The organism is Streptomyces sp. SP17BM10 (genome assembly GCF_036322405.1).
Classification (GTDB): Bacteria; Actinomycetota; Actinomycetes; order Streptomycetales; family Streptomycetaceae; genus Kitasatospora.
Map to the genome: position 1 here is coordinate 1 of NZ_JAQYXB010000600.1, position 18,876 is coordinate 18,876.

The window sequence follows — 18,876 nt, forward strand, 5'->3', positions numbered from 1 at the left end:
GCCCGGCGTGGACCGCGGTGTGAGTGGAGGCGCCCTGCGGGCCGTGAGCTCAGGCGCTCACCAGTTGCGGACCTGCCGGATGATCCGCCGCCGCAGCCTGACCGTCCGGCTCCCGTCCGGGAAGAGCCGCAGCCGGTCGAGCTCCCAGTGTCCGTACTCGGCGTGCTCGGTGAGCAGTTGGCGCGCCGCGTTGCGCGAGGTGCCGCGCGGCATGCGCAGGGACTGGTACTCGTACTCCGGCTGCCGGACGATCGGCTTCGGTGGGGTCAAAACGCTCCTCCTGAGATTCGCCTGCCGGCAAGCCTACGACCTGGCTCCGACAGGGGCCCCGGGTATTTCCGGTCGACCTCCCGCCCGCCGACCGCCCGCGCCACTGACTGCGCGTCAGTTCTGTTGCTCCTGCGGACGGGATACCCCGATCCCGGCGCGCGAAGCCGTCCGTTGGCGGCCGGGGTGTGCCCTCCACGCACCTCGTGCGCCGGGTTCGCGCGGGGACGAATGCCTGCAGATCGGACATCAGGGGGGAAGTTGCGGTGAAATCGCGGGTGTAGGTGACAACCGCTGTGCGTACCGACACCGCGGGGAGATAGCGTCTGCACCATGTCTGATGCCGCGCAGCCCACCATTGCCGAGGTACGCGCCGCCGCCGAGGCGGTCAAGGCCGCCATCGACCGTCATCTGGAAGCGGTGTCAAGCCCCAGCGCAGCGGATGATCCCGCTGTGTCCGCCGCCTACGAGCAGCTCGCGACGGCGGCCATCGCCTACGACCAACTCCTGTACGAGGTCTACGACGAGGTCACCCCCTTCGAGGTCCCCGGGGACGAGGGCCCCGGGGGCTACCACGGCCCCGAACAGCCCGAGGCGATCAGCGTGCTGATCCGCCGCGACTACCACGTCGTCGACCCCAAGCGGCTGCGCGCGCAGGCCGAGCGCCTCGACGACTCGCTCACCCCGGGCGGCGGCGGCGAGGCCGGCGTGAACGCCGCGATCGGCGTGCTGTTCGGCGAGTACGAGCCGGACGAGATCGCCGCCCGCAGCGAGGAGTTCGGCCTGGAGGAGGCCGACTCGACGCTCTGGGTCGCGGCGGCCGAGCCGACCGAGCCGGGGGAGTGGCTGCCGGAGCCCTTCGACCACGCCGACCCGCAGCTGCTCATCTGCCGGTTCGACGTGAGCGAGGTCTACGACGACGAGGACCTCGACGACTGACGCGGCCCGGACGTGCGAGCGGGCGGCCCCCACACCCTGGGAGCCGCCCGCTCGCTTTCGTTCCCGTTCCCGTTCCCGTCCCCGTCCCGGGCCGGGCTCAGTACTCCGAGGCCGCGTTCTCCGCGAGGATCGCCCGCAGCCGGGTGGTGCGCGGTTGCGCCGGGCGCTCGGCGACGGCCTGGGCGAGCGCCGGGCCCGCCGCGTGCACCACGGACAGGTGCCGCTCGCCGCGCCCGAAGGCGGTGTAGACCCACTGCCGGGTCAGCGCCGGGCCGGCGTCCTCCGGCAGCACGACGACCGCGCCGGGCCAGCGCCGCCCGAGCGCCTGGTGGACGGTGAGCGCCCAGCCGTGGCGCAGCCGCGCCGCGTCCGCGGGCGGGACGGTGCGGCGGGTGCCGTCCGCGTACTCCAGGTGCAGTCCGGTGGCGTCGCCGTCGAGCACCCGGGCCGGGCGGGTGATGCCGGGCGCGGGGGACTCGACCACCCGGTCGCCCGGGTCGAAGCCGCCGAACCGGCCGGGGCCGGGGTTGAGCCGGGCCTTGGCGGCGGCGTTGAGCGCCCGCGTGCCGCCCGGGCCGCCGTGGCCGGGGGTGAGCAGCACGACCTCCTCGGCCGGGATGCCGAGGGCGCGCGGGATCGAGTCGGTGAGCAGCTGGACGGCGCGGTGGACGGCCTCGGCGCCGTCCCTGGCTGTCAGGATGACGACCTCCTTGTCCGGCGCCTCGACCGGCTGCAGCTCGCCGATGCCGATGCCGGAGACCAGCTCGCCGATCGGGCCGAAGTCCGGGGTGCGGGAGGCGACCGCCGGGCAGACCTTGGCGGCCAGCAGGTCGGCGAAGAACCGCCCGGGGCCGGCCGACCAGAGCTGGCCGGGGTCGCCGCTGAGCACCAGCCGGGTGCCGTCGGCGAGCGACTCCAGGACGGTGGCGGCGAGTTCGACGTCCAGCAGCGGGGCGTCGAGGACGACCAGGAGGTCCAGCGCGAGCGTGCCGTCGGACGAGCGGCCGGGGCCGCCGGCGCCGGAGAGCAGCTCGGCGAGCGTGACGACCCGGGCGTCGGGCCCGGCCAGGGCCGCGAAGGAGGCGCGGCCCTGGTCGGTCCAGGTGGCGGCCCAGGCGCGCAGCCCGAGGCCGGCGGCGGCGGTGAGCAGCGCGGCCGGTTCGGCGCGGGCGGCCTCGCCGCCGGTGTGCAGGACGAGGGCGCTGCCGGCGACGGCCAGGACGAGGGCCGTCGCGGACGAGGAGGGCGCGGCCTCGGCGGCGGCGGCCCATGCGGTCGGGCCGGGGGCGGGCACGGCCGCGGCGGCGGGCTCGGCACCTTCGTCCTCGGACGTGGACGCCTCGGAAGCGGCAGCCTCGCCCTCCGAGCCGCCCTCCTCCGCCTCGGCGATCTCCTCGGCGATCTCCTCCGAGACCTCCTCCGAGGCCTCCTCCGAGACCTCCTCGGCATCGTCGGGGTCCTCGCCCGGGACGAACGTCGCCATCAGCTGGAGCAGCCCCTCCGCGAGGCTGTCCTCCGCCATCGCCAGCCGCTCCAGCGCGAGCAGTGTCCGGGTCGGCGGCTCGTCGTCCTCGTCGCCCGACCCGTGCGCCCCGGGCCCGGCGAGCTCCTCCTGGAAGGGCAGCACGCGACCGTCCTCGACGGCGGCCTGGATCGCGGCGGCCGGCTCCGGCATGCGCAGGCGTTCGAGTCCGGCCGCCACCTCGGAGAGCTCCAGGGCGGAGTGCCCGCGCAGCACGGCCTGCTCGAGCAGCCACAGCACGAGGGCCTGGGCGCGGCGGGCGTCGCCGGCCTCGGCGTCGGGGCCGAGCAGCGCGCGGGCGAAGCCGTCGGCGTGCTCGGGGCGGACGCCGGGCAGGCCGAGGACGGCCCACGGGTCCGCCCGCAGCCGCTCGGCGGCGTCGTCGCCGAACTCGGCCACGGCGGCGGACGCGAGCTCGGCGGGGGCGCCGCCCGCGGCGAGGACCTCGGCGGTGGCGCGCAAGGCGTCGGTGCGCTGCTCGCCATCGTCGGCGCGCGCGGCCGGCGCGGTGGCCGGAGGCGCCGCCGGACCCGCCGGAGCAGCCGCCGGAGCCGCCGCGGGCGCGGCCGCCGCAGCGGGCGCCGAGGCCTGCGGCCCGACGCTGCGGATCCGCTGCGCCAGCTCGGCGATCGCCGCGGCTTTGTCCGCCGGAGCCATAGGAGCCGCCGGACCCGCCGGACCCGCCGGACCCGCCGAGTCGGCCTCCGGAGCGCCGTTCTCCGTGTCACTCATCGTCCGCTCCAAAGGTCACTCCACTGCGTGTGTTGCTCGAGAGGGGTCAGAGCTCGGTCCACCCCTGGTCCGGGTAGCGGTGCACCGGGGACGAGATGTCGTCCAGCGCGCCGCGGATCTCACCCGGAAGCGTAAGCGCCTCCACCGACAGCGCCGACTGCAGCTGTGCCGCCGTCCGCGCCCCGACCAGCGCGCTCGCCACCCCGGGCCGGTCCCGCACCCACGCGAGGGCGACCGCGAGCGGGCTGCTGGCGAGCCCGTCCGCGGCGGTCGCGACCGCGTCGACGATCCGCCGCGAGCGCTCCCCGAGGTAGGGCTGGACGAAGCCGGACAGGTAGGGCGAGGCGCCGCGCGATTCCTGCGGGACGCCGTGCCGGTACTTGCCGGTGAGCACCCCGCGCCCGAGCGGCGACGAGGCGAGCAGCCCGACCCCGGTGTCCAGGGCGGCCGGCAGCGCCTCGCGCTCGATGCCGCGCTGGAGGAGCGAGTACTCCAGCTGCGCCGCGGCGAGCGGGGTCCGCGCGTGGTGCGCGCTCTGCCAGGTCGCGGCGCGGGCGAGCTGCCAGCCGCTGTAGTCGCAGACCCCGGCGTACCGGGCGCGCCCGGAGTTGACGGCGATGTCGAGGGCGCTGAGCGTCTCCTCGGCCGGGGTGCCGGGGTCGAACGCGTGCACCTGCCACAGGTCGACGTAGTCGGTGCCGAGCCTGCGCAGCGAGGCGTCGAGGGCGGCGAGCAGGTGGCCGCGCGAGCAGTCGAAGCGGCGGCGGGGCTCCGGGACGCTGCCGGCCTTGGTGGCGATGACGAGTTCGGAGCGCGGGACGAGGCTGTCGGTGAGGCGGGAGAGCAGGTACTCGGCGCCGCCGTCGGCGTACACGTCGGCGGTGTCGACCAGGTTGCCGCCGGCGTCGACGAACTCCTTGAGCTGCTCGCCGGCTTCGTGCTCGTCGGTGTCGCGGCCCCAGGTCATGGTGCCGAGGCCGAGCCGGGAGACCTGAAGGCCGGTACGGCCGAGGTGACGAAGTTCCATCCGACGGGCCCTCCACTCGGCGGGCCCGGGGCGCCCCCGATGGCCCTGTGAACGCGCAGGTGGGGAGGGGACTCCCCACGTCGGCTGAGCGTAGCGGCCGGTGCACGGACAGGTGCGCAGACCCGCAGGACGATCAACACCGGGCGGCCGGCGGCGCGGTGGCCCGATCCGCGGCTACCGACCAGTAGCATCAGCGCGGGGCGCCCGGTTACCCTCACCACCAAGCCCACCCGACTGGAAGGTTCGGCACATGCGACTCGGCATCAACCTCGGCTACTGGGGACTCGGCATGGACGCCGACAACATCGCCGTGGCCCAGGAGGCGGACCGGCTGGGCTACTCGGTGTGCTGGGCGGCCGAGGCGTACGGTTCGGACGCGGCGACCGTGCTCAGCTTCGTCGCGGCGAAGACCGAGCGGATCGACGTCGGTTCGGCCATCTTCCAGATCCCGGCCCGCACCCCGGCCATGACCGCGATGACCGCCGCGACCCTGGACACCCTGTCCGGCGGCCGGTTCCGGCTCGGCCTCGGCGTCTCGGGCCCGCAGGTCTCCGAGGGCTGGTACGGCGTGAAGTTCGACAAGCCGCTCGCCCGCACCCGGGAGTACGTGGAGATCGTCCGCAAGGCGATGTCCCGCGAGCGCCTGGTGCACGAGGGAGAGCACTGGACGCTGCCGCTGCCCGGCGGCCCCGGCAAGCCGATCAAGCTGACCGTCCACCCGGTGCGCGAGCGCATCCCGCTGTACATCGCGGCGATCGGCCCGAAGAACCTGGAGCTGACCGGCGAGATCGCCGACGGCTGGCTCGGCATCTTCTTCTCGCCCGAGCACGCCGGCCTCTCCCTCGACGCGCTGCGGGCCGGCCGCGAGAAGAGCGGGCTGACGCTGGACGGCTTCGACCTCTGTCCGACGGTCAACGTCGTCGTCGGCGACGACATCAAGGCCGGCGTCGACTCGCTGCGCTCCTACGCGGCGCTGTACATCGGAGGCATGGGCAGCAAGGAGAAGAACTTCTACAACCAGCTCGCCCGGCGCATGGGCTACGAGCAGGCCGCCGACGAGGTCCAGGAGAAGTACCTGGCCAAGGACTACGCGGGCGCCGCCGCGGCCGTTCCGCACGACCTGATCGACGCCACCGCGCTGATCGGCGACACCGCCCGCGTCGCCGACCGCATGCAGGCCTACGCCGAGGCGGGCGTCACCACGCTCACCCTGGCCCCCGGCGGCTTCACCCTGGACGAGCGGATCCGGGCGCTGCGCACGGGGGTCGAGGCCCTGGAGCGCGCCGGTCTGGCCTAGCGGGTCCTACAGCCAGTCGTGCCGCTTGAACACCCGGTGCAGCACCACGCAGACGACCGCCATCAGTCCGAGGGCCGCCGGGTAGCCCCAGGGCTGGTGCAGTTCGGGCATGTGGTCGAAGTTCATCCCGTAGATGCCGGCGATCATCGTCGGCACCGCGGCGAGCGCCGCCCAGGCGGAGATCTTCCGCATGTCGTCGTTCTGCTGCACGCTGACCTGCGCCAGGTTGGCGGCGAGGATGTCGGACAGCAGCCGGTCCATGCCGTCCACCTGGTCGTTCACCCGGGCCAGGTGGTCGGCGACGTCCCGCAGGTAGGGCGCCGCCTCGGGGCGCACGAAGGAGGCGCCGCGCTCCAGGCGCAACATCGGCTCCAGCAGCGGGCCGGTGGCCCGGCGGACGGTCATCACCTGCCGCTTGGCGCCGTAGATCCGTCCGGCCGCGTCGCTGCCGGTGCGGCCGGGGGCGAAGATCTCGGCCTCCAGCTCGTCCAGGTCGTTCTGGAGGGCGGCGGCGACGTCCACGTAGCTGTCGACGACGGCGTCGCAGACGGAGTGCAGCACCGAACTCGGGCCGTAGGTGAGGAGGTCGGGCTGGAGCTCCAGCGCCTGCCGCAGGCCGCCGGTCGGGCCGTCCTCGCCGTGCCGGACGGTCAGCACGAAGTCGTCGCCGACGAAGACCATCACCTCGCCGGTGATCACCTCGCGGGTGTCCGGGTGGTAGCCGAGCGACTTGAGCACCACGAACAGCGAGCCCTGGTAGGCCTCGACCTTGGGCCGCTGGTGGGCGCTCGCGACGTCCTCGACGGCCAGCGGGTGCAGCCCGAACTCCGCGCTGACCTGCCCGAGTTCCTCGGCGGTCGGCTCGAACAGGCCTATCCAGACGAAGCCGCCGGGCCCGGCGGTCCTGGCGGCGTCGCGGGTGCCCGCGGGGCCGGGCGGCTCCTCGACCAGACGGCCGTCGCGGTAGATGGCGCAGTGGACGATCATGCGGGTCATTGTGACCCGGATGCGGCGGTCCATTCCCGCACCGGGTCCTCCCGGAGAGCCGCCCGCACGCCCGCGCCCCCGCACGGAGGCCGTAGGCTAGGCCCCATGCCGACCCTGCTGCTCGTCCGCCACGGCCGCTCGACCGCGAACACCGCCGGGATCCTGGCCGGTTGGACGCCGGGGGTGGACCTCGACGACACCGGGCGCGCGCAGGCCGCCGCGCTCGCGGACCGGCTCGCCGGCATCCCGCTGGCGCAGGCCGTCAGCAGCCCGCTGGAGCGCTGCCGGCAGACCCTGGAGCCGCTGCTCGCCGCCCGGCCCGAGCTGGGCGGGCCCGCCCTGGACGAGCGGCTCGGCGAGTGCCACTACGGCGAGTGGACCGGCCGCCCGCTGGCCGAGCTGGCCAAGGAGCCGCTGTGGCGCACCGTCCAGGACCACGCCGCCGGCGCGGCGTTCCCCGGCGGCGAGTCGCTGCGCGAGCTGAGCCACCGCACGGTCGACGCGGTGCGCGAGTGGAACGGGAAGATCGCCGCCGAGCACGGCGACGACGCGGTCTGGCTCGCCTGTTCGCACGGGGACGTCATCAAGGCGGTCGTCGCCGACGCGCTCGGCCTGCACCTGGACCACTTCCAGCGGATCAGCGTCGAGCCGTGCTCGGTCACCGCGATCCGCTACACCCCGCAGCGCCCCTTCGTCCTGAGAATGGGCGACACCGGTGACCTGGCCTCGCTCGCGCCCCGGCCCGGCGCCGCGCCGGCCGCGCCCGCCGGTGACGCCGTGGTCGGCGGCACCGCCTGACCCACCGGGTGCCATCCCGGCCCCGGCCTCCGGCTCGGCTCCCCCGCCGGGGCCCGGAGGTCGTAGGGTGACTAACGAGTCCACCGATCCCGCGCGGTCCCCCGGCGGATCCAACCGAGCGACACGATCCGGAGCGAGAGCGTGCCCCGTCAGGTCTTCTTCTACGACCAGCCCGAACGGTTCGTGGCCGGCACCGTCGGCCAGCCCGGCGCCCGGGCGTTCTACCTGCAGGCCAGCGCACGGGGCCGGATCACCAGCGTGCTGCTGGAGAAGACCCAGGTCGCCGCGCTCGCCGAGCGGATCGAGGAGGTCCTGGACGAGGCGCTGCGGCGCAGCGGCGGCGACCCGGCGATCCCGGCCGCCGCCCCGCAGGACCTGCTCGACACCGCGCCGCTGGACCTGCCGCTGGAGCAGGAGTTCCGGGTCGGCACGATGGCCCTGGCCTGGGACAGCGTGGACGGCTGCCTCGTGGTCGAGGCGCAGGCGCTGGTCGAGGAGGAGGACGAGGAGGCCGCCGAGGCGGTCTTCGAGGACGACGACAACGGCCCGGACATGCTGCGCGTGCGGCTGTCCGGCGCGATGGCGCGGGTGTTCGCCAAGCGCGCGCTGGACCTCGTCGCGGCCGGCCGCAAGCCCTGCCCGTTCTGCAACCTGCCGCTCGACCCGGAGGGCCACCTGTGCCCGCGCGCGAACGGTTACCGGCGCTGAACACCGAAACCCCGCCCCAGGCGGACCCGGCCGCGGCCGCGGTCCTCGCCGCCGACGTGCCCACCGCCCTGGCGCTGCTGCGCGAGGGCGGGCTGACGGTGCACGGCCGTCTCACCGAGGCCTCCAACGCGGCCCTCTACTGCACGGTCGAGCTCGGCTCGCTGAGCGCCCAGGCGGTCTACAAGCCGGTGGCCGGCGAGCGCCCGCTGTGGGACTTCCCGGACGGCACGCTGGCGGGCCGCGAGGTCGCCGCGTACGAGCTGTCCGCCGCGACCGGCTGGGCGCTCGTCCCGCCGACGGTGCTGCGCGACGGGCCGCACGGGCCCGGCATGGTGCAGCTGTGGATCGAGCCGGACCCGCAGGCCGAGCCGCTGCTGGCCCTCCAGGACCCGTCCGGCCCGGAGCCGGGCTGGTTGCCGATCATCCAGGCCGAGGTCGGCGGCGGGCGCACCGCGCTGCTGGTGCACCACGACGACGACCGGCTGCGCCGGCTCGCGGTGCTGGACGCCGTCCTCAACAACGCCGACCGCAAGGGCGGCCACCTGATCCCTGCGGCCGACGGCCGGGTCTACGGCATCGACCACGGCGTCACCTTCAACACCGAGGGCAAGCTGCGCACGCTGCTCTGGGGCTGGGCCGGGGACCCGCTGCCGGCCGAGGCGCTGGAGGTGCTCGCCCGCCTGGCCGCCGAGCTGGACGGCGGGCTCGGCGCGCGCCTGGCCCCGCACCTGACGGCGGCCGAACTGGCCGCGACGCGCGCCCGGGTGGACGGGCTGCGCGGCACGGGGCTGCACCCGCTGCCGTCGGAGGACTGGCCCGCCATCCCCTGGCCGCCGGTGTGACGTCCGCAACCCCTGGACCGCTTCCGGCGTGCGGAAGGCCGGTGGTATGGACCTGTCAGTCGCAGCGGAGCAGACTGCTCCGATGGACGCACGACGGACCACCCCCACTCCCCGTGCCACGCCGGACCTGCCGCTGCACCGCCTCCAGGTCCCGCTGCCGCACCTGCTCCCGTTCGCCATCGGCACGTTCGACACGATCGGCCCGCTCTCCCGGGCCGGCTTCCCGCACCGGCACTCCTTCTACGAGATCGTGCACGTCACCGGCGGGCGCGGCGCCCACGTCCTGGACCTCGTCCACCGGCCGCTGGCACCGCCGCAGTTGTGCGTGATCGCGCCCGGCCAGGTGCACTACTGGGCGGACGCGGACGAACTCGCGGGCCGGGTCGTCCTGTTCGACGAGGACTTCCTCCTCGGCCAGTCGGGCGACCTCGCCGCCCTGCGCGCCCTGGCGGCCCGGCCCGGCCTGGACCTCGGCGACCAGGCCGAGGCGGTGGGCGCGCTGCTCGCCGACATGGAGCGCGAGTTCCAGGCCACGCCGCCCGGCTACCAGGGCGTGCTGCGGGCCAGCCTGCACATCCTGATCGTCCGCGCCCTGCGTGCCGCCACCCCGGGCGAGCCGGGCGCGTCGCCGGGCCGACCGGGCGAACTGGCCGCCGCCTTCACCCGGTTGATCGCCCGGCCCGGCGGAGTGCGGTACTCGGTGGCCTCCAGCGCGCAGGAACTCGGCGTGTCCCCGGGCCACCTGCAGACGCTCGTCAAGCGGGCCACCGGCCGCACGCCGGGCGGACTGATCCGCCGCCAGCAGACCCTGGAGGCCAAACGCCTGCTCGCGTGCACGGACTTGACGATACGCCAGGTCGCCAAGGAGGCCGGGTTCGCCGATCCGGCCTACTTCTGCCGCTTCTTCCGGCGGGAGACCGGCATGACGCCGGGGGAGTTCCGGGCCGGGGTCGGCGGAAAACACCACGATCCCAGGATCGCGTCCATCGCGGCCTGCCCGGACGGCCCGTAGGTTTGCCGGTGGCCACCGGTGGCCGCGCCGGCGCGCGCGGACGGCCGACCGGTCCGGCCCTTGTCATGCCCCCACCATGGCAAGGGCCACCCCCCCCACTTCTTCGTTCCCGCGCCCCCGAAGGAGCAGGCACATGCCCACCCCCGACGGCAGGATCAGCCGCAAGACCGTCCTGAAGGCCGCCGTGGCGCTCGGCGCCGCCCCGCTGCTGTTCGGCGGCGGCATCGCGCTCGCCCGCGAACAGGCCGGCGGCGGCGCCCTGACTCCCACCCCGGCCTGCCACGACGGCGACGAACCCACCGCCGAGCAGACCGAGGGCCCCTACTTCAAGCCCGACTCCCCGCTGCGCGCGGACCTGTCCGCGGACGGCCCCGGCGCCCCGCTGACCGTCAGCGGCTACGTCTTCGGCCGGGCCTGCCTGCCGATCTCCGGCGTCCTGCTGGACTTCTGGCAGGCCGACGACGGCGGCAACTACGACAACGCCGGTTACACCTTCCGCGGCCACCAGTTCACCGACGCCCAGGGCGCGTTCAAGCTCACCACGATCGTCCCCGGTCTCTACCCCGGCCGCACCCGGCACCTCCACGTCAAGCTCCAGGCCCCCGGTCGGCCGGTGCTCACCACCCAGCTCTACTTCCCCGGCGAGCCCCGCAACACCACCGACACCATCTTCGACGCCCGGCTGCTGATGAACGTCCGTCAGTCCGGTCCCGGCCGGGAGGGCTCGTACGACTTCGTCCTGGACGTCCCGCAGGCCCCCGGCAGCCCGAGCCCGAGCCCGAGCCCGACGCCGACCGCGACCCCCACCGGCACGCCCACCCCGCCGCCCGGGGGCAGCTGGACCCCGGGGCGGACCTACGCCCCGGGCGACCGTGTCGGCTACTCCGGCGCCTCCTACGTCTGCCTCCAGGCGCACACCGCCATGGCCGGCTGGGAGCCGCCGAACGTACCGGCCCTCTGGCGGCGGTCGTAGGCCCCCGACAGCGCACACCGGAGGGCCGGGCGCCCGGTCGGCGGCAGGGCCGGCCGGGCGCTCCACCGCGCCGTCGCTCGTACGCGGACGGACGATCACGCACGGGAGCCGTCGGAACCCGCACCGCATCGGTCAAGGAGTGCTCAGGCCACGGCAGCAAGCGAATCCAGTCGATCTTGTGCATTCTCGTGCATTGGTTAGGCTTTCAAATGTTCGCAAGGTTAAAGTCGTTCCCATGCATGCCTGGCCCGCCTCCGAGGTTCCCGCCCTGCCTGGTCAGGGGCTCCCCCTCCACATCTTCGACACCGCAGCGGGCACGGTCCGCGAGGTCGTGCCGCAGGACGGCACCGCCCGGATCTACGTCTGCGGCATCACCCCCTACGACGCGACCCACATGGGCCACGCCGCCACCTACAACGCCTTCGACCTGGTGCAGCGGGTGTGGAAGGACGCCGGTCACGACGTCCTGTACATCCAGAACGTCACCGACGTCGACGACCCGCTGCTGGAGCGCGCCGTCGCCACCGGGCAGGACTGGACGGCCCTGGCCGAGCGCGAGACCGCGCTCTTCCGCGAGGACATGACCGCCCTGCGCCTGCTCCCGCCGGCCCACTACATCGGCGCCGTCGAGTCCATCCCGTGGATCGTGCCGATCGTCCAGAAGCTGCTGGCCAGTGGCGCCGCCTACGAGGTCGACGGCGACATCTACTTCTCGGTCGACGCCGACCCGCACTTCGGCCAGGTCTCCGGCCTGACCCGCGAGGCCATGCGCCCGGTCTTCGCCGAGCGCGGCGGCGACCCGGACCGCCCCGGCAAGCGCGACCCGCTCGACGCGCTGCTCTGGATGGCCGCCCGCCCCGGCGAGCCCGCCTGGGACACCGAGCTCGGCCACGGCCGCCCCGGCTGGCACATCGAGTGCGTCGCGATCGCGCTGCAGTACCTCGGCATGTCCTTCGACATCCAGGGCGGCGGCAGCGACCTCTCCTTCCCGCACCACGAGATGGGCGCCTCGCACGCCCAGGTCGCCACCGGCTCCCACCCGTACGCGAAGGCGTACGTGCACGCCGGCATGGTCGCGCTGGACGGCAAGAAGATGTCCAAGTCCCGCGGCAACCTGGTCTTCGTCTCGGCGCTGCGCCGCGAGGGCGTCGACCCGGCGGCGATCCGCCTGGCCCTGCTCTCGCACCACTACCGCGAGGACTGGGAGTGGACCAAGGGCGTCCTGGACGAGGCCGTCGAGCGCCTCGCCCGCTGGCGCGCCGCGGTCTCCCGGCCGGACGGCCCGGCCGCCGGGGCGCTGCTCGCCGAGGTCCGCGCCGCGCTCGCCGACGACCTCGACGCGCCCGCCGCGCTGGCCGCCGTCGACCGCTGGGCTGCCCTGCAGGAGAGCGGGGGCGGCACCGACACCGGCGCCCCCGGCCTGGTCACCCGCACCGTGGACGCCCTGCTCGGCGTCGCGCTGTAGCACCGCCGCGAGACCGTCTCACGCCACACGCCGAAGGGGCGTCAGGACCGATCGTCCTGACGCCCCTTCGGCCGTCGCGTGCTGCTCGTCCTGCTCGTCCTACTCGTCGTCCGCGGAGTTCTCCGGCGCCTCCCGGGCGGCCCCGGGCGCCTCCGGCTCGGCCGGCCGCTCCGCCGTGGCGTGCCCGGCCACCGGCTTCTCGCCGGTCGGGCCGACGTTCTCCCGGCGGCGCAGGTAGCGCTCGAACTCTCGGGCGATCGCGTCGCCGGAGGCCTCCGGCAGCTCCGCGGTGTCCTGCGCCTCCTCCAACTGCTGGACGTACTCGGCCACCTCGCTGTCCTCGGCGGCCAGCTGGTCGACGCCCAGCTGCCAGGCCCGGGCGTCCTCGCCGAGCTCGCCCGGCGGGATCCGCAGGTCGAGCAGGTCCTCCAGCTTGTTGACCAGGGCCAGCGTCGCCTTGGGGTTGGGCGGCTGCGCGACGTAGTGCGGCACCGCCGCCCACAGCGTCACGGCCGGCACCCCGGCGTGCGTGCAGGCCTCCTGCAGCACCCCGACGATCCCGGTCGGGCCCTCGTAACGGCTCTCCTCCAGGTCCAGCCGGCGGGCCAGCTCGGGGTCGGAGGTGACGGCGCTGACCGGCACCGGGCGGCTGTGCGGGGTGTCGCCGAGCAGCGCGCCCAGGATCACCACCAGCTCGACGCCCAGCTCGTGCGCGAAGCCCAGCAGCTCGTTGCAGAACGAGCGCCAGCGCATGCTCGGCTCGATGCCGCGCACCAGGACGACGTCCCGGGTCTTGGGCTCCGTCACCCGGATCACCGAGAGCCGGGTGGTGGGCCAGGTGATCCGGCGGATGCCGCCGTCCATCCAGACCGTGGGACGGTTGACCTGGAAGTCGTAGTAGTCCTCCGCGTCCAGGGCCGCGAACACCTTGCCGCCCCAGGTCTCGTCCAGGTGCGCCAAGGCCGCGGAGGCCGCGTCGCCCGCGTCGTTCCAGCCTTCGAAGGCGCAGACCATCACCGGGTCGATCAACTCGGGGACATCTTCCAGCTCGATCACCCGGCGTCTCCCTCCGCACTACTCGTCGCCCATGGAACTCCTCGCTCCACGGTCCGTACCTGCCCAGCCTACGGGCTTTGATGCGCGTCACGGCCGGGGCACCGGGACAGTCTGGGGGACCGGGCCGCCATGATCCAGCGGTTATCCGCAGGTCCGGCCGGGCGCGGCCTACAGGAGCGCGGCGACGGTCGGCAGGTAGCCGCGGGCCTGGCCGTCGGCGGTGGGGTGGAAGGACTCCCACAGGTGGGAGACGACGATGCCGTTGATCCACTCCTCCTTGCCGCCGCCGCACGTGCCGTGGCCCTCGAACACCGGCCGGACGTCCGCGAAGGCGAACCCGTGGGCCTCGGACCGGCGGCGGATCAGCTCGTCCAGGCGGTCGGTGAGGGCGTTGAACCGCTGCCGGCGGGATTCGGTGGCGATCAGGCAGGCGGTGCCGGTCTGGAGCAGCCTGGGGTAGCCGGTGACGACGACCCGGGCGGCCGGGGCGGCGGCGCGCACCGCGGAGTAGAGGGCGTCCAGGCGGCCGGGGAGCTCGTCGTCGAGGTGGTGCGCGGCGGTGTCGAGGGTGCGGTCGCAGCGGGCGTCGGTGGTGAGCGGCTGGAGGCAGTCGACGGCGGCCGAGGTGAAGCCGAGGTCGTTGCCGCCCACGGTGAGGGTGACCACCGTGGTGTCCGCGGCGACCTTCGGCAGCTGGTCGCGGCGGACGTCGTCGGCCCCGGCGGCGCTGCACGCGGCGTCGGTGAGGGCGGCCCCGTGCGCGGCGGCCCACAGCGCGGGGTAGCCGCGGCCGCTGCGGTGGCAGTCGCCGCTGGCCGGGTCGTAGGAGCCGGCCGCGACACCGGCCGCGTAGGAGTCGCCGAGCGCGGCGTACTTGGGGGCCGGGTCGGCCGCGGCGGGGGCGGCGAGGGCGGCGCAGAGCAGGGTGGCGGCGGTCAGGGCGGCGACCGGGCGGGGGAGCGGCACGGCGGATCTCCGGGGTCCGGGCGGGCCGGGCGCGGTCCGCCTCGGCCATCGGTCACGGATCGTAGTCGATCAACTACCCGACGGCGCGGCGTGCCCGCGGGGCGGGGCGGCGCGATGATGGACAACGGGGCCGGGCGGCGGGCGTGAGGAGCCGGACCGATGAACCGATGGCTGTGGATCGGCGCGGGCGTGGCGGCGGTCGCCGCCACCGTGGTGGTGGCGGCGGACCGGGCGGGCCGCCGGCTCCCGGTGGAGCACGTCACCGAAGGCGGCCTGGAGCTCTCCCAGCCGCCCGGCGCGGTCTGGGCCGTCCTGACCGACATCGACCTCTACCCGGCCTGGCGGCCCGACCTGACCCACGTCGAGCGGCTGCCCGCGGCGGCCGGCGGCCGGGAGCGCTGGCGCGAGTACGACCGGCACGGGCACACCACCTACGAGGTGGTCGACAGCGAGGCCCCGCACCGCCTGGTGACCGGCATCGCCGACCCGGACCTGCCGTACGGCGGCACCTGGACGTACGTCCTGACCCCGGCCGGCCGGGGCTGCCTGCTGACCGTCACCGAGCGCGGCGAGATCCGCAAGCCGGTGTACCGGGCCGTCTCCCACTACGTGACCGGCGAGGACGTGACCGTCCACCGCTACCTCGGCGCCCTCGCCCACCGGATGGCGGCCTGAGCGGCAAGGAGGCGCGCTCAGCCCACCCAGCCGCGGCGGTACTGCGCCCAGTTCTCGGGCGTCGCCGCGAAGTCCACGTACAGGGCGACGCCGAAGGCCGGGCGGTGCAGGTCCTCGCGGGCCAGGCCCAGCCGGACGCCGCGCACGGCCGCGTCGACCGTCTCGGCGCCGCCGCGGTGCGCCCAGGTGTCGTCCCAGTAGAACGGCAGGCCCATCAGCAGGTCGACGTCCTTCGGCGTGGCCTCCAGGGCCAGCTCGGTCTGCAGGGCGACGTAGCCGCCGAACAGCGGCTCGGTCTGCATGCTGGTGTCGTACGCCATCACCGCGATCTGGTCGACCCGGCGGGCGGTCTGGGTGAAGTAGGCCTGGTCCCACCACTTGCCGTGCCCGCTGAGGGCGATCCCGGCGGTGTGCAGGCCGGGCAGCGGGTCGATCTGCGGGGCGGCGACGGAGAGCTTCGCGCCGCGCCCGGCGGTCACCGCGTGGACCCGGTCGAGCAGGGCGAGCCAGCCGGCCGAGCCGGGGCGGATCGGCTCCATGTCGAAGTGCACGCCGTCGAAGCCGAGGTCCAGCACCTGCCGGGCGGAGGCGGTGATCCGGTCCCGGGTGGCCGCGTCCTCCAGGTCGAGGGCGTCCTTTTCGGGCTTGACCTCGTCACCCAGCCAGCCCTGCACCCGCAGCTCCGGCATTTCCCGGTGCACCGCCTGGACGAGCCACTGCGCGCGCGGGTGGACGGACGGTGGCAGCGAGCCGTCGTGCTCCAGCGGGCCGGTGTGGACGTACAGGTCGCGGATGCCGGTGCCGTCGAGCCGGCGGGCGAGCGCGGCGACGTCGGCGTCGGTCCTGCGGCCGTCCACCCAGGCGTGGCCGAGCCAGACGGCGTCCCGGCCGCGGGTGCGGGCGTCCGGCGACAGCCGGCCGACGTCGTGCAGGCGCAGTGCGACGAGCAGTCCCCCGATCGTGGCCACCGGAACGGCCGCGGCCACGGCGAGCGCGACCATGGCCCTGCGCCACCACGACCAGCGGCGCCAGCGGGCCCCGAAGGACCTGAACGGCACCGTCAGTGCCCGGCCGATCCGCGCCGCCGACGCGCGTGCTCGCCCCAACCGATTGCTCCCCCCTCGCGGCCGAGCGTTCAGGATACGAAATGCACAGTCGCGCCGGGCCGTGGGGCGGATACCCTGGCCACGTGCGCGCCCGACCAAGCGGGAGCGCAAAGCCGACAGCCGTCGCACCAGGGAGAAGCCCCATGGCCACTGCAGCCGAACCGTCCATCACTCAGCAGAGCCGCGCGAACGCGCTGCGCGAGGCCCTCGTCACCCGGGTGGTGGTCGCCGACGGAGCGATGGGCACCATGCTCCAGGCCCAGGACCCGACCATGGAGGACTTCCAGAACCTGGAGGGCTGCAACGAGGTCCTGAACCTCACCCGCCCGGACATCGTCCGGTCCGTCCACGAGGCCTACTTCGCGGTCGGCGTGGACTGCGTGGAGACCAACACCTTCGGCGCCAACGTCGCCGCGCTCGGCGAGTACGACATCCCCGAGCGCATCTTCGAGCTGTCCGAGGCCGGCGCCCGGATCGCCCGCGAGGTCGCCGACGCGCACACCGCCGCCGACGGTCGCACCCGCTGGGTGCTCGGCTCGATCGGGCCCGGCACCAAGCTGCCCACCCTCGGCCACGCCCCGTACGAGCTGCTGCGCGACGGCTTCCAGGAGAACGCGGCGGGCCTGATCGCCGGCGGCGCCGACGCGCTGCTGGTCGAGACCAGCCAGGACCTCCTGCAGACCAAGGCCGCGGTCCTCGGCTCCAAGCGCGCCCTGGCCGCGGCCGGCCTGGACCTCCCGGTCCTGGTGCAGGTGACGGTGGAGACCACCGGCACGATGCTGCTGGGCTCGGAGATCGGCGCCGCGCTCACCGCGCTGGAGCCGCTCGGCGTCGACTACATCGGCCTCAACTGCGCCACCGGCCCGGCCGAGATGAGCGAGCACCTGCGCTACCTGGCCAAGAACGCCCGGATCGGCCTGTCCTGCATGCCGAACGCGGGCCTGCCGGTGCTCGGCAAGGACGGCGCCCACTACCCGCTGTCCCCGGCCGAACTGGCCGAGGCGCACGACGTGTTCACGCGCGAGTACGGCCTGTCGCTGGTCGGCGGCTGCTGCGGCACCACGCCCGAGCACCTGCGCGCGGTGGTCGAGCGCGTCCAGGGCCGCGCGATCGCCCCGCGCACGCCGCAGCCGGACCCGTCGGCGGCCTCGCTGTACCAGGCGGTGCCGTTCCGCCAGGACACCTCCTACCTCGCGATCGGCGAGCGCACCAACGCGAACGGCTCGAAGAAGTTCCGCGAGTCGATGCTGGCCGGCGACTGGCAGGCCTGCGTGGAGATCGCCCGCGACCAGATCCGCGACGGCTCCCACCTGTTGGACCTGTGCGTCGACTACGTCGGCCGCGACGGCGTCGCCGACATGAAGGAGATCGCCGGCCGCCTGGCGACCGCCTCCACCCTGCCGATCGTCCTGGACTCCACCGAGCCGGACGTCCTGCGCGCCGGCCTGGAGGCGCTCGGCGGGCGCGCGGTGCTCAACTCGGTCAACTACGAGGACGGCAACGCCCCCGACTCGCGCTTCGGCAAGATCGCCTCGCTGGCCCGCGAGCACGGCGCCGGCCTGATCGCGCTGACCATCGACGAGGAGGGCCAGGCCCGCACCGCGGCCAAGAAGGTCGAGATCGCCGAGCGGCTGATCGCCGAGCTCACCGACGACTACGGCGTCGACGAGGGCTCGATCCTGGTCGACTGCCTCACCTTCACCCTGGCCACCGGCCAGGAGGAGTCCCGCCGGGACGGCATCGAGACCATCGAGGCGATCCGCGAGCTCAAGCGCCGGCGCCCGGACGTGCAGACCACCCTGGGCCTGTCCAACATCTCCTTCGGCCTCAACCCGGCCGCCCGCGTCGTCCTCAACTCGGTGTTCCTGCACGAGTGCGTGGAGGCCGGCCTGGACTCGGCGATCGTCCACGCGTCCAAGATCCTGCCGATCTCCCGGATCCCCGAGGACCAGCGCGAGGCCGCCCTCGACCTGGTCTACGACCGCCGCCGGGACGGCTACGACCCGCTGCAGCGCCTGCTGGAGCTCTTCGACGGCGTCTCCTCGGCCTCGGTGAAGGCGTCCAAGGCGGAGGAACTGGCCGCGCTCCCGCTGGAGGAGCGCCTCCAGCGCCGGATCATCGACGGTGAGCGGGGCGGCCTGGAGGCCGACCTGGACGAGGCGCTGACGCAGCGCCCCGCGCTGGAGATCATCAACGACACCCTGCTGTCCGGCATGAAGGTCGTCGGCGAGCTGTTCGGCTCGGGCCAGATGCAGCTGCCGTTCGTGCTCCAGTCCGCCGAGGTCATGAAGACCGCGGTGGCGCACCTGGAGCCGCACATGGAGAAGTCCGACTCGGAGGGCAAGGGCACGATCGTCCTGGCCACCGTCAAGGGCGACGTCCACGACATCGGCAAGAACCTGGTCGACATCATCCTGTCCAACAACGGCTACAACGTCGTCAACCTCGGCATCAAGCAGCCGGTTTCGGCGATCCTGGACGCCGCGCAGGAGCACAGGGCGGAC

General features: G+C 74.5%; 17 protein-coding genes. 10 read left to right on the forward strand and 7 right to left on the reverse strand.

The window, feature by feature from the left end:
* Positions 1-57: 57 nt before the first annotated feature.
* On the reverse strand, positions 58-252 hold the full coding sequence (locus PUR71_RS21745) for a DUF5703 family protein (protein WP_329928758.1): 195 nt from the start codon (positions 250-252) through the stop codon (positions 58-60).
* A 348-nt stretch (positions 253-600) separates the two neighbouring features.
* Between PUR71_RS21745 and PUR71_RS21750 the strand changes: the two genes are divergently transcribed.
* On the forward strand, positions 601-1,206 hold the full coding sequence (locus PUR71_RS21750; protein WP_329928743.1) for a hypothetical protein: 606 nt from the start codon (positions 601-603) through the stop codon (positions 1,204-1,206).
* Positions 1,207-1,303: 97 nt separating this feature from the next.
* On the opposite strand, the gene PUR71_RS21755 is transcribed toward PUR71_RS21750, so the two are convergent.
* Entirely contained in the window at positions 1,304-3,385 is a 2,082-nt protein-coding gene (locus tag PUR71_RS21755) for a helix-hairpin-helix domain-containing protein (protein ID WP_329928744.1), read from the reverse strand.
* A gap of 121 nt (positions 3,386-3,506) precedes the next feature.
* Positions 3,507-4,487 carry an aldo/keto reductase gene (locus PUR71_RS21760; RefSeq protein WP_329928745.1) on the reverse strand — a complete coding sequence of 327 codons (981 nt, stop codon included), beginning with the start codon at positions 4,485-4,487 and terminating at the stop codon, positions 3,507-3,509.
* A 250-nt stretch (positions 4,488-4,737) separates the two neighbouring features.
* On the opposite strand from PUR71_RS21760, the gene PUR71_RS21765 reads away from it, so the two are divergent.
* Complete coding sequence (locus PUR71_RS21765; protein ID WP_329928746.1) at positions 4,738-5,784, forward strand: LLM class F420-dependent oxidoreductase; 1,047 nt, start codon at positions 4,738-4,740, stop codon at positions 5,782-5,784.
* Positions 5,785-5,790: 6 nt separating this feature from the next.
* Here PUR71_RS21765 and PUR71_RS21770 read toward each other — a convergent pair whose 3' ends face one another.
* A complete protein-coding gene (locus PUR71_RS21770) occupies positions 5,791-6,780 on the reverse strand; it encodes a magnesium and cobalt transport protein CorA (protein WP_329928747.1) in 990 nt (329 codons plus the stop codon).
* 96 nt (positions 6,781-6,876) lie between these two features.
* Here PUR71_RS21770 and PUR71_RS21775 point away from each other — a divergent pair, with 96 nt between their 5' ends.
* The 6 genes from PUR71_RS21775 to mshC all read left to right on the forward strand — a co-directional run bounded on the left by PUR71_RS21775 (position 6,877) and on the right by mshC (position 12,569).
* A complete protein-coding gene (locus PUR71_RS21775; RefSeq protein ID WP_329928748.1) occupies positions 6,877-7,569 on the forward strand; it encodes a histidine phosphatase family protein in 693 nt (230 codons plus the stop codon).
* Positions 7,570-7,710: 141 nt separating this feature from the next.
* A complete protein-coding gene (locus PUR71_RS21780) occupies positions 7,711-8,277 on the forward strand; it encodes a DUF3090 domain-containing protein (protein ID WP_329928749.1) in 567 nt (188 codons plus the stop codon).
* 56 nt (positions 8,278-8,333) lie between these two features.
* Positions 8,334-9,119, forward strand: coding sequence for an SCO1664 family protein (locus tag PUR71_RS21785; protein WP_329928759.1), 786 nt, complete (start codon positions 8,334-8,336; stop codon positions 9,117-9,119).
* Positions 9,120-9,201: 82 nt separating this feature from the next.
* Positions 9,202-10,131: an AraC family transcriptional regulator gene (locus PUR71_RS21790; protein ID WP_329928750.1), complete on the forward strand. Its 930-nt coding sequence runs from the start codon at positions 9,202-9,204 to the stop codon at positions 10,129-10,131.
* A gap of 76 nt (positions 10,132-10,207) precedes the next feature.
* The gene (locus PUR71_RS21795) at positions 10,208-11,104 is read left to right on the forward strand and encodes a dioxygenase family protein (RefSeq protein ID WP_443077517.1); all 897 of its coding nucleotides are present in this window, start codon (positions 10,208-10,210) and stop codon (positions 11,102-11,104) included.
* A 235-nt stretch (positions 11,105-11,339) separates the two neighbouring features.
* Positions 11,340-12,569, forward strand: a complete 1,230-nt coding sequence (gene mshC, locus PUR71_RS21800; RefSeq protein WP_329928752.1) for a cysteine--1-D-myo-inosityl 2-amino-2-deoxy-alpha-D-glucopyranoside ligase — start codon at positions 11,340-11,342, stop codon at positions 12,567-12,569.
* A 99-nt stretch (positions 12,570-12,668) separates the two neighbouring features.
* On the opposite strand, the gene PUR71_RS21805 is transcribed toward mshC, so the two are convergent.
* A complete protein-coding gene (locus tag PUR71_RS21805) occupies positions 12,669-13,625 on the reverse strand; it encodes a PAC2 family protein (RefSeq protein WP_329928753.1) in 957 nt (318 codons plus the stop codon).
* Positions 13,626-13,793: 168 nt separating this feature from the next.
* Positions 13,794-14,591, reverse strand: coding sequence for an SGNH/GDSL hydrolase family protein (locus PUR71_RS21810; protein WP_329928754.1), 798 nt, complete (start codon positions 14,589-14,591; stop codon positions 13,794-13,796).
* 159 nt (positions 14,592-14,750) lie between these two features.
* Here PUR71_RS21810 and PUR71_RS21815 point away from each other — a divergent pair, with 159 nt between their 5' ends.
* Positions 14,751-15,266, forward strand: a complete 516-nt coding sequence (locus PUR71_RS21815; protein ID WP_329928755.1) for an SRPBCC family protein — start codon at positions 14,751-14,753, stop codon at positions 15,264-15,266.
* A gap of 17 nt (positions 15,267-15,283) precedes the next feature.
* Here PUR71_RS21815 and PUR71_RS21820 read toward each other — a convergent pair whose 3' ends face one another.
* Positions 15,284-16,372, reverse strand: coding sequence for a hypothetical protein (locus PUR71_RS21820; protein WP_329928756.1), 1,089 nt, complete (start codon positions 16,370-16,372; stop codon positions 15,284-15,286).
* 143 nt (positions 16,373-16,515) lie between these two features.
* On the opposite strand from PUR71_RS21820, the gene metH reads away from it, so the two are divergent.
* Positions 16,516-18,876, forward strand: a 2,361-nt coding sequence (gene metH, locus PUR71_RS21825; RefSeq protein ID WP_329928757.1) for a methionine synthase, incomplete at its 3' end; no start/stop codon positions are given.